The following is a 12966-nucleotide window of genomic DNA, read 5'->3' as shown; positions in this document are numbered from 1 at the left end:
TGATTGTTGTGTATGGAGGCGTGCCTCCATGGTGACCCGATAATAGCACCGATGTTCGGCATTATCATGACACAGTTTGTGCGGGCATCAGGTGCAATCGAAACGGTATATCAGATCACCTGATACAGAGTTCATATGGGCGCAAACACAAAAAACAAGGGTCAGTCTGTTTTGGCCAGACGCTGTTGTACCAGGCACAGGGCTGCGATGGCCCGGCCCTCGGAAAACTCTTCGCGCTCGAACAGTTCCGGCAACTTGCTGAGTGGCCAGGGTATGACTTCCAGCGGTTCGGGTTCGTCGCCCTCCAGCTTGCTGGGGTAGAGGTCGCGGGCCAGCATGACTTCAAGACGGTGTCCCATGTAGTTGGGCGCGGCGGTCAGTTGGCGCACATGGGAGACTTCGCGCGCGCCGAAGCCGGCTTCTTCCTGCAGCTCGCGATTGGCTGCGGTGGCTGCGTCTTCGCCCGGGTCGATCAACCCTTTGGGCAGGGTCAGTACATATTCTTCCAGTCCGGCCGCATATTCGCGGATCAGCAGAACCTCGTCACGGCCGTTGATGGCCACGATCATGACGGCGCCCTGGCGGCCTGTTCGCAGACGCTCATACTGGCGTTCAACGCCGTTGCTGAAACGCAACTCCATGGCTTCGATGTAAAACAGCCGGCTGTTGGCGACTTTGGACAGCTTCAAAATTTCGGGCTTGGCGGTCATACTGATATATCCGGAAACTGTTGTTAGCCCTCAGAGTGTTCACTGAATATGCTTGATTGGCAAGCCATAGATACGGTCCTGCTGGATATGGACGGTACACTGCTTGATCTTCACTTCGATTCCCACTTCTGGCTGGAGCTGTTGCCCGAGCGTTATGCCCAGCACCATGGCCTTGAGCTGGAGCCGGCACGGGCCTGGCTTCACGAGCGTCTGCGCCAGGAGCAAGGCGCCTTGAGCTGGTACTGCCTGGACTTCTGGACCGAGCAGCTCAACCTGCCCATCGCCCTCCTGAAGCGTGAAATCATGGATCGCATCGGTTTTCGTCCGGGCGCCAAGGCATTTTTGCATGCCTTGAGAGCCAGTGGTCGCCGTACCCTCATCGCCACCAATGCCCACCGTGACAGTCTGGCGCTCAAGGTGGAGGTCACAGCCATTGATACCCATGTGGATCTGGTGGTTTGTTCCCATGACTTTGGCTACCCCAAGGAAGAACAGGCGTTCTGGCAGGCGCTGCAGGAAGTGGAGCCCTTTGATCCGGCCCGCACGCTGCTGGTGGATGACAGCCTGGCGGTATTGGCCTCGGCGCGGCGCTACGGGATTGCGCATCTGTTGTCGATCACCCAGCCGGACTCTACCCAGCCCGAACGCCAGATTGATGAATATCCGGCCACCAACGATTTCAGTGAGGTCATTGCAGCCCTATGAGCCATGGACACAAGCAGGCACAGAAAGAACAGGACAGTAAAAGTGTGCGTCTGGACAAGTGGCTCTGGGCGGCGCGTTTCTACAAGACCCGCGCACTGGCGAAACAGATGATTGAAGGTGGCAAGGTGCACTATGACGGGCAGCGTACCAAGTGCAGCAAGGCTGTAGAACTGGGCGCCTTGATCCGTGTGCGCCAGGGTTTTGAGGAAAAGACCGTCGAAGTGCTGGCGCTGTCTGATCAACGCAAGGGCGCCAGTGAAGCCCAGCTGCTGTATCGTGAAACCGAAGACAGTCAGCGCGCCCGTGAAGAACGTGCCATGGCGCGCAAGACTCAGGGCAGTGCACCTGATCATCGACCCAACAAGAAGAGTCGTCGTGAACTCTTGCGCATCAAGGGCAGCTGGGATTAACCGGTTGCTGTCAGGGCAGGGTGATCGAGCCCTGTTCAGACAAAGCTCTGTTCAGATAAAATAGGCGTATAGATTTTAAGCAATACCCTTTTCAGTAAAACCCTGGCAATCCGGCCAGGCTCAACACCTGTGGAAACCTGCATGAGCAACCCCGACCAGATTCAGCGCATCCTTTTTGAACAGATCGACGTCCGCGGCGTAGTCGCCGGCCTGGACGCCAGCTACCAGGAAGTGCTGGCCCGTCATGATTATCCGCCGGTCCTGCAGCGGCTGCTGGGGGAAATGCTGGCTGCAGTCAGCCTGCTCAGCATCACGCTCAAGTTCGAAGGCCGTCTGTTATTGCAGGCGCAGGGTGAAGGTAATGTATCGCTGCTGATGGCCGAGTGTAATCACCACCAGCACCTGCGTGCCATCGCGCGTTATGAAGGCGAGGTGGATGAATCGCTGGCATTTAACGAGCTGCTGAAAAAAGGGCGCATTGCCCTGACCATAGAGCCAGAACAGGGACAGCGTTACCAGGGCGTGGTGCCGCTGGAAGAAGCTACCCTGGCGGGCTGTCTGCAGGCCTATTTTGAACAGTCCGAGCAGTTGGGTACATCTATCCAGCTGACCGCGGATGGCAACCGTGCTGCTGGTCTGATGCTGCAGGTGTTGCCGGCAGAGGAAACCGGTGACGAAGACTGGTCCCGTGTCAGCATGCTGGCATCCACTCTCAGCGATGACGAGTTGCTGAACCTGGATAACGAAGCCCTGCTGTTCCGCCTGTTCCACGAGGAAACCTGCCGTCTGTATGAACCTCAGCCATTGGTGTTCCAATGTGACTGTTCCCGTGAGCGCAGTGCCGAGGCGCTGAAGTTCATGACCGAAGACGAATTGCTGGATATTCTGGAAGAACAGAATGGCCTGATTGATGTGGGCTGCCAGTTCTGTAATCAGCAGTATCATTTTGATGAAACTGATATTCGTGCCCTGTTCAGCGAGCCCGGATATTTGGACCAGGAAGGTCGTATGCATTGAGGAATCAGCAGCTTAGATAGTTGCAGCTTGCGAATAATTCCTATTTTGAATGCGGTGGGGCCGAACGGTCCCATTACGGCCCGTTTTGTGCAATAATATGCCCCCAAAATTGACCCGAACTGCGTTAACCCGAACGCAGGTGCCTTTTTGCTTTCAGGTAATAGTTTGGCGAACAGCCAAGGGAATCCAGTAATGACCAAAGAAACCGTCAATAGCGTACACGTGAATCTGACCCCGGCCGAGCTGGTTGAGAATGCGATCTCGCGTAACGAAGGTGTCCTGGCCGACACCGGAGCACTGGTTGTCACCACCGGGCAGCGCACTGGCCGCTCGCCGATGGACCGCTTCATCGTGGAAGAGCCGAGCACGGCTGACGCCATCGAGTGGGGCAACATCAACCGTCCGTTCGATGCCGACAAGTTTGATGCCCTCTGGGCGCGTGTAGAAGAATATCTGGCGGACAAGGAACATTACGTATCCAACGTACACGTGGGTTCCGATCATAACCACTACCTCGCGGTGAGCATGACCACCGAGACAGCGTGGCAGAACCTCTTTGGTCAGAACCTGTTTATCCGTCCGCATGAGTACAACCCCAAGGGTAAGGAAGAGTGGCAGATCATCAACGCTGCCGGCTTCCAGTGTGAGCCTGAGCGTGATGGCACCAACTCCGATGGCTGCGTCATCCTCAACTTTGCCAAGCGCAAGGTACTGATCGCCGGCATGCGTTACGCCGGTGAAATGAAGAAGGCAATGTTCTCCGTGCAGAACTTCCTGCTGCCGGAAAAAGACGTGCTGCCGATGCACTGCTCCGCCAACATTGGCGAAGACGGTTCCACCACTTTGTTCTTCGGTCTGTCCGGTACCGGCAAGACCACCCTGTCTGCTGACCCTGAGCGTTACCTGATCGGTGACGACGAGCATGGCTGGGGCAAGGGCGTTGTCTTCAACCTGGAAGGTGGTTGCTATGCCAAGACCATCAACCTGAGCAAGAAGAATGAGCCGATCATCTGGGATGCGATCCGTTTCGGCGCTATCGTCGAGAACGTTACTCTGGATGACAAGCGCAAGGCGGACTACAACGATACCTCTCTGACCGAGAACGGTCGTTGTGCCTACCCGCTGGATCACGTTGAGAAGCGCTCTGCCACCAACATGGGTGACGAGCCGGATTCCATCGTCTTCCTGACCTGCGACCTGACCGGCGTACTGCCGCCGGTATCCGTGCTGAGCAAGGAAGCGGCTGCATACCACTTCCTGTCCGGTTACACCGCGCTGGTTGGTTCTACCGAAATGGGTTCCGGTGGTGGCATCAAGTCCACTTTCTCCACTTGCTTCGGCGCACCTTTCTTCCCGCGTCCGGCACACGTTTATGCCGAACTGCTGATGAAGCGTATCGAAGAGTACGGCTCTCGTGTCTACCTGGTTAACACTGGCTGGACCGGTGGTTCTTACGGTACCGGCGAGCGTTTCAGCATTCCGACTACACGTGCCATTATCAGCGCCATCCAGAGCGGTGCGCTGAAAGATTGCAACACTGAACAGCTGGATGGCATCAACCTGGCGGTACCGACTGAAGTACCGGGCGTTGACGGCAAACTGCTGAACCCGCGTGAAACCTGGGCTGACAAGGCTGCCTACGATGCAGCTGCGGCTGATCTGGCGAAGCAGTTCGTCACCAACTTCACCAAGTTCGACGGTGTATCTGAAGAGATCCTGGCGGCCGGCCCGAAAGTCTGATTTCGGCCTTGGCTCCTGATCTGAAAACGCCCTGCTGATGCAGGGCGTTTTTGTTTGTGGCTCTGGTGAAAGCCGAGAAGAAATTCAGCCCGGCGGCTCAGGGTTGAGCGACAGAACGTACCAGCCAGCGCTGGCTAGACATGCGGCGCATCAGACGGCTGAGCAGCCCGATGATCACCAGGGCAAAGACAATACGGGCCCAGAGAATACCGCTCAGGTCGGCGCCGATCAGCATGACCAGCAGGGTATCCTCAATCAGACTGTGACACAGGCCCAGCAGACTGATGGAACAGAAGATGTCAGCCGGTTCTATATCGCCCCGTTCCGCTTCCCGAATCAACAGCCCGCCACCATAGGCCAGCCCCAGCGTCATGCCGATCAGAGTGATCGACAGGGCCGAGGGCGCGATGCCGATCAGCTTCAGCAATGGACGCAGCAGCCACTCCAGCAGGCGCTCTACGCCGATCAGGCGCAGTATGCGCAGGGAGGTGAGCAGTAATACGATCACCAATGCGGTCCAGGCCAGCATTTCAAGCTGGGACAGGCTCCAGCTGAGCCAGTCATCCTTCTCAGTGCTGAGCGTCCAGGGGACCGGCTCCACCATCTGAAGGCTGCCACTGAGCTGGTAACTGTGGTGCAGAATGATGCCGAACAAAAGGCCGCCGCCAACACGCATCAGCAGCTGGGGCCACAGTCGGCAGCCGGCTTTCTGGGCCACTCGCAGCTCCACCGGCAGGTTATGGGCACTCAACAGCAGGGTACCGAGAATGGTGACCTGGGCCAGCGTCCAGCCATCGGTGCCGGCAGTGGAAAAAAAGATCACCACGCCGGTGTAGATGTTGGTCAACATGGCACTGGCCCAGATCAGGCCGGCTTCAGGAGGCAGGCCCATCCAGCCCATCACGGGTGCAAACACCTGACCCAGTATCTGGGCCGCGCCCAGTTCTGTCAGGACTTTGACCACCAGGATGGCGGGGACCATGATGCGAAACAGGGTGACAATGACCTTCCAGCTGTCCGCGAGAATTTCGCGACAGCTGCGTATCAGTGCGCTGGGCATCAGCTGAGTTTCAGTTTGAAGTCGATATTGCGCAGGTAGGTGGCTTCCTGCTCCAGGTCGGCCCGCGTCAGCGGGTGGTGATCGAGCCAGCCGTCGGGGAAGCTCAGTTCGATTTTGCTGCCATCCACATTCAGTTCAAAGGCGGGCAGGCGCGCTGTGCTGCGGCTGCGGTGCATGATCACGGAAAGACGCAGCAGCAGGCACAGGTAGCGATAGGGCTCGCGCAGGCCGGCAGCCAGCTGGCGGTACTCTTCTTTGGCGAACTTGCGGCGGTGGCCGCGCACCAGGAAAGCCAGCAGCTGTTGTTCCTGCTGGGTAAAGCCGGGCAGGTCGGAGTGTTGCAGCAGGTAGGCACTGTGCTTGTGGAATTGGCTGTGCGCAACGGCCAGGCCGATTTCGTGACTTCGCGCTGCCCAGCTCAGCATCTCCTGATAATCGCTGCTTTTGAGCTGCCAGGCATCCTTGACCTGTGCCAGTGCGATCAAGGCGGTCGCTTCGACCCGAGACGCCTGTTTGCGGTCCACGTGATAGCGTTTGGCCAGCGCGTTGATGGTGCGCTCACGCACATCTTCGTGACGCAGCCGACCCGCCATGTCATAGAGGACGCCTTCACGCAGAGCGCCGTCGGAGAAGCTCATGGCTTCCACGTCCAGCGACTCGAAAATGGCGCTGAGGATGGCCACGCCTGCCGGTAAAACGGCGCGTCGCTCCGGTTTGATGCCTTCTATATCCAGCTTGTCGCTGTGACCCTGCTGAATCAGGTAATCACAGAGTTTCTTCAGCGCGTCGCGCGTAATGAATTCGGTGCTGAAGCCCAGCGACAGGCAGGCCTGACGCGCTGCCTTGACGGTGCCCGAAGCACCCACGCTGCTGTTCCAGCCCAGGCGGCGGTAGTCACGGCGGATGGACAGCAGTTCCTGCATGGCGGCGGTGCGGGCCTTGTGCATGGCGCTGGCGGTAATCTGGCCATCGGCAAAAAACTGGTCGGTGTAGCTGACACAGCCCATATGCAGGCTTTCGCAGACACGGGGCTCGAAGCGTTCGCCGATAATGAATTCGGTACTGCCGCCACCGATATCGATGACCAGGCGGCGCCCGGTGTCATCCGCTTGTGTGTGTGCCACGCCAAGATAGATCAAGCGGGCTTCTTCGCGACCGGCGATCACTTCCACCCGGGTACCCAGAAGTGCTTCGGCACGTTCGATAAACTGATCCCGATTCTGCGCCTGGCGCAGTGCATTGGTGCCGACGACACGAATCGATTGGCGCGGCAGGGCCTGTACCCGCTGGGCGAAACGGCTGAGGCAGTCGATACCGCGCTCGATTGCGGCTTCGGTCAGGTTATCTTCCTCATCCAACCCGGCGGCCAGTTGTACCTTGTCCGAAAGCACATCCAGCGTCGTCAGTTCGCCGGCGAACAGGCGTGAGACAATGATGTGAAAACTGTTCGATCCCAGGTCGATGGCGGCCAGCAGTGGCGCTTCGGCAGCGGGAACGACGGATGGATCCTGAGCATGCATCAAGCGGTATCCTCAATCTCGGGCAAACGCAATATGACCCTAAAAAATACCGGTAATAGCAGGTCCGGCGCTACCTTTTTTCATGACAAGGCTCTCTTGAATGAGCAAAAAAGGACCGAATTTGGCAGTCATTCGTAGCAGGTGTTATCATCGACCACTGTTTCTAACGCACCTGGTGCACTGGAGAATCTATTCATGAGTGAAAATATCGTCAATGTAACTGATGCCTCTTTCGAGGATGACGTGCTCAAGGCTGATGGCGCCGTACTGGTAGACTACTGGGCCGAGTGGTGCGGACCCTGCAAGATGATCGCCCCGGTGCTGGAAGAGATTGCCAAGGAATACGATGGCAAGCTCAAGGTCTGCAAGCTGAACATTGACGAGAACAACGAAACTCCGCCCAAATTCGGTATCCGTGGTATCCCCACGCTGATGCTGTTCAAGGGTGGTAACGTTGAAGCGACCAAAGTAGGCGCGCTGTCCAAATCTCAGCTGGCCGCCTTCATCGACGCGAACCTCTAAGCGTCTATACCGTTAAAACGCAGCCTCAGGGCTGCGTTTTTCGTTGTGGCGCTGGACAGCCCCCAGGTTACCTTTTATAGTAGCTTTACTTATCGGCCCGGCGTGCCATTGCCAGGGCTCCAATTGCAGTACCTGAACCTTTATTACATTCTTCCGACTAACCGTCCGGTTACCATCCGTAACCAGCCAGCTGTGGCTGCTTCCTGAAAACTATGAATCTTACCGAACTGAAACTTAAAAGCGTTCCGGAACTCCTGGAAATCGCGACCGAAATGGGCCTCGACAACATGGCCCGCTCCCGCAAGCAGGATGTCATCTTCGCGATCTTGAAGCGACATGCCAAAAGCGGTGAGGACATCTACGGCAACGGCGTACTGGAAATTTTGCAGGATGGCTTCGGCTTTCTGCGCTCTGCCGATTCTTCCTACCTGGCCGGCCCTGACGACATCTATGTATCGCCCAGTCAGATCCGTCGCTTCAATCTGCGTACCGGTGACACCATTGCCGGTAAGATTCGTCCGCCGAAGGATGGCGAGCGTTACTTCGCGCTGCTGAAGGTCAATGAGATCAACTATGACCGTCCGGAAAACGCGAAGAGCAAAATCCTGTTCGAGAACCTGACACCGCTGTTTGCGCAGGAACGTCTGCGCATGGAGATCGGTAACGGCAGTACCGAGGATTTGACCGCTCGTGTGATCGATCTGGTCTGCCCGATGGGTAAAGGCCAGCGCGCACTGATCGTGTCGCCGCCGAAAGCGGGTAAGACGCTGATGCTGCAGAACATCGCCAACAGCATCACCCGTAACAACCCCGAGTGTTACCTGATCGTGCTGCTGATTGATGAGCGTCCCGAGGAAGTAACCGAAATGCAGCGCACCGTGCGCGGCGAAGTGGTTGCGTCGACCTTCGATGAGCCGCCGTCACGTCACGTGCAGGTTGCGGAAATGGTGTTGGAAAAGGCCAAGCGTCTTACCGAGCACAAGAAGGATGTGGTGATCCTGCTCGACTCCATCACCCGTCTGGCCCGTGCCTACAACACCGTGATCCCGTCGTCCGGCAAGGTACTGACCGGTGGTGTGGACGCGCACGCACTGGAACGCCCCAAGCGTTTCTTCGGTGCGGCACGTAACATCGAAGAGGGCGGCAGCCTGACCATCATCGCTACGGCGCTGGTCGACACCGGCTCCAAGATGGACGAAGTGATCTTTGAGGAGTTCAAGGGTACCGGTAACTCCGAAGTGCACCTGGACCGCAAGGTGGCCGAGAAGCGCGTATTCCCGGCGATCAACATCCGCCGTTCCGGCACGCGTCGTGAAGATCTGCTGACCTCGGAAGAGGAGCTGCAGCGCATGTGGATTCTGCGCAAGCTGCTGGATCCGATGGAAGACACGGCAGCGACCGAGTTTGTCATCGACAAGCTGAAGGACTTCAAGACCAACGACGAGTTCTTCCTGTCGATGAAGCGCAAGTAATCCGGTGTCACCCCTGCGGTGATCCGAACCGGGTAGAAAAAGGGTAAGCTCACACTTACCCTTTTTTGTATCTGTCGGCTGGCTTCAGGTCTGCCGGCAACGAACTTCAAACCCTCTTGCCCTCAGGGCGGCCTGGCTGGAACGAACCTTCTCATGTCGACACCCAAGTACAAGGACCTGCGTGATTTTATCCAGATGCTGGAAGCACGTGGCGAACTGAAGCGGATCAGCATGCCGGTAGACCCGGTGCTGGAAATGACCGAAATCTGTGATCGCACCCTCAGGGCCGGTGGTCCGGCGCTGCTGTTCGAGAACCCCAAGGGATATGACATGCCGGTGCTGGGCAACCTGTTCGGCACGCCCGAGCGTGTAGCGCTGGGCATGGGCGAAGAGTCGGTCAAGGCACTGCGTGATGTCGGTAAACTGCTGGCCCAGCTGAAAGAACCTGAGCCGCCCAAGGGCATGAAAGATGCCTGGGACAAGCTGCCGCTGTACAAGCAGGTGCTCAATATGGGGCCCAAGCAGGTACGCAAGGCCCCCTGTCAGGAAGTGGTGATCGAAGGTGACGACGTCGATCTGAACCACATTCCGATTCAGACCTGCTGGCCCGGGGATGCCGGTCCGCTGGTCACCTGGCCACTGGTGATCACCCGTGGTCCGGAAAAGTCGCGGCAGAATCTGGGTATCTACCGCCAGCAGCTGATCGGCCGCAACAAGCTGATCATGCGCTGGCTGGCTCACCGTGGCGGAGCACTGGATTTCCGTGAGTGGAAAGCGGCGCATCCGGGCGAAAAATTCCCGGTGTCGGTGGCGCTGGGTGCAGACCCGGCCACGATCCTCGGAGCGGTGACGCCGGTGCCGGATACTCTGTCCGAGTATGCCTTTGCCGGCCTCCTGCGTGGTGGCAAAACGGAAGTGGTCAAATGTCTGGGCAACGACCTTCAGGTGCCAGCCAGTGCCGAGATTATTCTGGAAGGCTATATCGACCCCGACGAGATGGCGGACGAGGGGCCTTTTGGCGATCACACCGGCTATTACAACGAGGTGGATCGTTTCCCGGTGTTTACCGTGGAGCGCATCACGCGGCGCAAGGATGCCATCTATCACAGTACCTACACCGGCCGTCCGCCTGATGAACCGGCAGTGCTGGGCGTCGCGCTGAACGAAGTGTTCGTGCCGATTCTGCAGAAGCAGTTCCCCGAGATCGTGGATTTCTACCTGCCGCCAGAGGGCTGTTCCTACCGCATGGCGGTGGTGACGATGAAGAAGCAGTACCCCGGTCATGCCAAACGCGTGATGCTGGGTGTCTGGTCTTTCCTGCGCCAATTCATGTACACCAAGTTTGTCATAGTCTGTGATGACGATGTAAACGCACGCGATTGGCAGGATGTTATATGGGCGATTACCACGCGTATGGATCCCAAGCGGGATACGGTGATGATCGACAATACGCCGATCGACTATCTCGATTTTGCCTCCCCGGTCTCCGGTTTGGGGTCCAAAATGGGGATGGATGCCACCAACAAGTGGCAGGGCGAGACTGATCGCGAATGGGGCGAGCCCATCCAGATGGACCCGGATGTTAAAACGCGGGTCGACGAGATCTGGGACGAACTGAATATTTGTTAAACCCAACTACTCGAGCTGCGATTCTGCTCGACCAGGGAGTGATAACGTGTTTCCCGTAGAACAGAAACATTGCGACATTACCGGCTTTGAGGCCCTTAACCACGATGTGTACCGGGTGCGCCTGCGCCTGGAGGCCAGTGACAGGCAGAACGTGCATTTCCATGCCGGCCAGTATCTGGATCTGTGCCTGCCGGAAGGCAAGAAGGCGTCTTTTTCCATCGCTTCGGCACCGGATCAGGGCCGTGATCTGGAGCTGCACATCCGCGAAGTGCCGGGCAGTGAATTCAATGCCATGATCCTGAACCACCTGCGCAGCCAGTCGCAGGTGGATGTGGAGCTGCCCAAGGGCAAGGTGCATCTGGTTGAGGCCGAGCTGAAACCGGAGACCCGCTTTGTCTTCGCTGCTGCCAGCACCGGCTTTGCCCAGATCAAGAGCATGGTTGAGCACCTGCTGGCGAACCAGGTCTCCAACCCCATCGATATCTACTGGGGCGCGCGAGTGGAAGCGGACATGTACCTGGAGAAGCTGCCGCAGCAGTGGGTTTCCGAGCATGCCAATGTGCGCTTCGTACCGGTGGTGAGTGAACCGGAAAACAGCCCGGGCTGGGAAGGCCTGACCGGTCTGATGCCTAACGTGCTGGCGGATCAGCTGGAGAGCGTTGATGAACACCTGGCGGTTTACGCCTGTGGTTCACCGGGTATGGTGCATGCGCTGGTGGATCGACTCGAAGAGAAGGGTGTGAGCGAAGCTCAGATTCATTCGGACGTGTTCGCCTGGGCGCCGCGTCCGGACAAGAAAGCCTGAGCTGACTGACGTCAGACTCAAGGGATACAAAAACGGGCAGCCCAGGCTGCCCGTTTTGCTTTGTGTTTCAGCCTCAGCTGGTGGCTTTGGCTTCACCGGTATCGGCATTCGCAGCGCTTTCTTCCCTGGCCTCTTCGGCTGGCGGAAGTGGCAGTGCCGGCAGAGCGGTCGAGGTTTGCAACAGCTGACGTTTGAACAGCTGCTGCAAGCGCTCATGTTCGCCCAGATGCAGCAGCAGGCGCTGCAGTTCCTCGGCGGCTTCGCCACCGGGCTGCAGTTCCAGACTGCGTTCCAGGTGATCAATCGCCTTGCCCCAGTTCTCTAGACGCATGTTGAGGCGGCCCAGTGTCAACTCCAGTTCGGCTGAATCCGGGTTACGCTTGAGCCAGCGCTGTGCCTGCTCCAGCTGCTTGTGCGGGTCCTTGCCCTGCACCAGACCGTATAGACGCACCAGAGGCGCATCCCAGCGACGCTTGATCAGGTCCAGCAGAACACTTTCGGTCTCATGCTCGGCACCGATCGAACGCATCAGCTCAACATACTCCGCGGCCAGCTCGGGGTCGCGTTGCAGCGCCTGAGGCACGGCCTGCCAGCTGCGGCTCAGCGTACGCAGTTTTTCATCACTGTCGCTGCTGTCCTCCAGCGGCTGCAAGCATTGCTGCAGGCGGTTGCGGTGACACTGGCGTTCCAGCTCGGTGGCTGCTTCGGCTTCCACTACATGCTGCTTTTTCAGTTCCGGTAGCAGCTGGATCAGAGCCAGCCAGTCTTCCAGGCGCAGGTAAGTATCCTTCAGCATGCGCAGCACCTGAGTGTTCTTCGGTGCCCGGCGACGCAGGTTCAGCAGGTTGGCCAGGCAGGGCTCAAGCTGACCGCGCTCAAGCTGCAGCTCGGCCTGAGTCAGGCCGACCGCCACTTCCGTTTTCGGGCTGCTTTCACGCGCCTTGGCCAGCAGAGCGTCCGAGGCTTTGGTGTCGCCCTGTTCGTGGGCGGCACGGGCCGCGGCCAGGTAGTTCACTACTGGCAGGTCGGAACGCTCGGCTGCCTGGCTCAGGTAACGCTGGGCTTTCCACCAGCTGCCTTCAGACAGGGCAGCCAGACCCTTGAGGGTCTTGTTGTGGGCGACACGGCGGTTACGATTGCTGCGCCAGCTGCGCACCTTATCGCCGGGCAGACGGGCATTGCCGATCAGGTTGAGCAGCCAGTGCACCAGCGCAAAGCCGACGATCAACAGCAACAGCAGCACCCAGAGGCTGGTTTCCACTGTTGTCTGCTTGTAGGCCAGCAGGACATAGCCCGGGTCCTGCACCATCAGCTGGCCCAGCCAGGCACCGACCACGAGGAATATCAGCAGGAAGATAAACAGTTTCTTCATCGCC

Annotated in this window: 12 protein-coding genes; 8 read left to right on the top strand and 4 right to left on the bottom strand. The window is 58.2% G+C overall.

Features of this window, described 5'->3' with window-relative positions; genetic code table 11:
• Positions 1 to 161: 161 nt before the first annotated feature.
• The gene (gene nudE, locus BW956_RS18175) at positions 162 to 710 is read right to left on the bottom strand and encodes an ADP compounds hydrolase NudE (protein WP_076465008.1); all 549 of its coding nucleotides are present in this window, start codon (positions 708 to 710) and stop codon (positions 162 to 164) included.
• Positions 711 to 758: 48 nt separating this feature from the next.
• Between nudE and yrfG the strand changes: the two genes are divergently transcribed.
• The 4 genes from yrfG to BW956_RS18155 all read left to right on the top strand — a co-directional run bounded on the left by yrfG (position 759) and on the right by BW956_RS18155 (position 4582).
• On the top strand, positions 759 to 1415 hold the full coding sequence (yrfG, locus tag BW956_RS18170; RefSeq protein ID WP_076465005.1) for a GMP/IMP nucleotidase: 657 nt from the start codon (positions 759 to 761) through the stop codon (positions 1413 to 1415).
• Positions 1412 to 1825 carry a ribosome-associated heat shock protein Hsp15 gene (gene hslR / locus BW956_RS18165; RefSeq protein ID WP_010321548.1) on the top strand — a complete coding sequence of 138 codons (414 nt, stop codon included), beginning with the start codon at positions 1412 to 1414 and terminating at the stop codon, positions 1823 to 1825. Before yrfG ends, hslR begins: the two co-directional genes overlap by 4 nt.
• A gap of 141 nt (positions 1826 to 1966) precedes the next feature.
• Positions 1967 to 2842, top strand: coding sequence for an Hsp33 family molecular chaperone HslO (gene hslO / locus BW956_RS18160; RefSeq protein WP_076465003.1), 876 nt, complete (start codon positions 1967 to 1969; stop codon positions 2840 to 2842).
• Positions 2843 to 3034: 192 nt separating this feature from the next.
• Positions 3035 to 4582 carry a phosphoenolpyruvate carboxykinase gene (locus BW956_RS18155; RefSeq protein ID WP_010321550.1) on the top strand — a complete coding sequence of 516 codons (1548 nt, stop codon included), beginning with the start codon at positions 3035 to 3037 and terminating at the stop codon, positions 4580 to 4582.
• A gap of 97 nt (positions 4583 to 4679) precedes the next feature.
• Here BW956_RS18155 and BW956_RS18150 read toward each other — a convergent pair whose 3' ends face one another.
• Together BW956_RS18150 and ppx are read right to left on the bottom strand one after the other, a co-directional pair.
• Positions 4680 to 5642, bottom strand: a complete 963-nt coding sequence (locus tag BW956_RS18150; protein ID WP_076465000.1) for a hypothetical protein — start codon at positions 5640 to 5642, stop codon at positions 4680 to 4682.
• Positions 5642 to 7162 carry an exopolyphosphatase gene (ppx, locus tag BW956_RS18145; RefSeq protein WP_076464997.1) on the bottom strand — a complete coding sequence of 507 codons (1521 nt, stop codon included), beginning with the start codon at positions 7160 to 7162 and terminating at the stop codon, positions 5642 to 5644. Before ppx ends, BW956_RS18150 begins: the two co-directional genes overlap by 1 nt.
• 195 nt (positions 7163 to 7357) lie before the next feature.
• Here ppx and trxA point away from each other — a divergent pair, with 195 nt between their 5' ends.
• The 4 genes from trxA (at position 7358) to BW956_RS18125 (ending at position 11590) form a co-directional block, all read left to right on the top strand.
• Positions 7358 to 7684: a thioredoxin TrxA gene (trxA, locus tag BW956_RS18140; RefSeq protein WP_010321553.1), complete on the top strand. Its 327-nt coding sequence runs from the start codon at positions 7358 to 7360 to the stop codon at positions 7682 to 7684.
• A 212-nt stretch (positions 7685 to 7896) separates the two neighbouring features.
• Positions 7897 to 9156: a transcription termination factor Rho gene (rho, locus tag BW956_RS18135; protein ID WP_010321554.1), complete on the top strand. Its 1260-nt coding sequence runs from the start codon at positions 7897 to 7899 to the stop codon at positions 9154 to 9156.
• Positions 9157 to 9309: 153 nt separating this feature from the next.
• Positions 9310 to 10785 (top strand): 4-hydroxy-3-polyprenylbenzoate decarboxylase, encoded by a 1476-nt coding sequence (gene ubiD / locus BW956_RS18130; protein WP_076464994.1) that lies wholly within the window; start codon positions 9310 to 9312, stop codon positions 10783 to 10785.
• A 46-nt stretch (positions 10786 to 10831) separates the two neighbouring features.
• Positions 10832 to 11590 carry an NAD(P)H-flavin reductase gene (locus tag BW956_RS18125; protein WP_076464991.1) on the top strand — a complete coding sequence of 253 codons (759 nt, stop codon included), beginning with the start codon at positions 10832 to 10834 and terminating at the stop codon, positions 11588 to 11590.
• Positions 11591 to 11663: 73 nt separating this feature from the next.
• On the opposite strand, the gene BW956_RS18120 is transcribed toward BW956_RS18125, so the two are convergent.
• On the bottom strand, positions 11664 to 12962 hold the full coding sequence (locus BW956_RS18120; RefSeq protein WP_010321557.1) for a heme biosynthesis HemY N-terminal domain-containing protein: 1299 nt from the start codon (positions 12960 to 12962) through the stop codon (positions 11664 to 11666).
• Between the last annotated feature and the right edge of the window lie 4 nt (positions 12963 to 12966).

Origin of the sequence: Marinobacterium stanieri (assembly GCF_900155945.1) — a bacterium.
GTDB classification, from domain to species: domain Bacteria; phylum Pseudomonadota; class Gammaproteobacteria; order Pseudomonadales; family Balneatricaceae; genus Marinobacterium; species Marinobacterium stanieri.
The sequence above is the reverse complement of the archived record's forward strand: the minus strand, read 5'-3'. Positions and strand labels throughout refer to the sequence as shown.

Coding starts and splice junctions, on each gene's coding strand:
- nudE (WP_076465008.1), bottom strand. CDS start 710: ATGACCGCCAAGCCCGAAATTTTGAAGCTGTCCAAAGTCGCCAACAGC.
- yrfG (WP_076465005.1), top strand. CDS start 759: ATGCTTGATTGGCAAGCCATAGATACGGTCCTGCTGGATATGGACGGT.
- hslR (WP_010321548.1), top strand. CDS start 1,412: ATGAGCCATGGACACAAGCAGGCACAGAAAGAACAGGACAGTAAAAGT.
- hslO (WP_076465003.1), top strand. CDS start 1,967: ATGAGCAACCCCGACCAGATTCAGCGCATCCTTTTTGAACAGATCGAC.
- BW956_RS18155 (WP_010321550.1), top strand. CDS start 3,035: ATGACCAAAGAAACCGTCAATAGCGTACACGTGAATCTGACCCCGGCC.
- BW956_RS18150 (WP_076465000.1), bottom strand. CDS start 5,642: ATGCCCAGCGCACTGATACGCAGCTGTCGCGAAATTCTCGCGGACAGC.
- ppx (WP_076464997.1), bottom strand. CDS start 7,162: ATGCATGCTCAGGATCCATCCGTCGTTCCCGCTGCCGAAGCGCCACTG.
- trxA (WP_010321553.1), top strand. CDS start 7,358: ATGAGTGAAAATATCGTCAATGTAACTGATGCCTCTTTCGAGGATGAC.
- rho (WP_010321554.1), top strand. CDS start 7,897: ATGAATCTTACCGAACTGAAACTTAAAAGCGTTCCGGAACTCCTGGAA.
- ubiD (WP_076464994.1), top strand. CDS start 9,310: ATGTCGACACCCAAGTACAAGGACCTGCGTGATTTTATCCAGATGCTG.
- BW956_RS18120 (WP_010321557.1), bottom strand. CDS start 12,962: ATGAAGAAACTGTTTATCTTCCTGCTGATATTCCTCGTGGTCGGTGCC.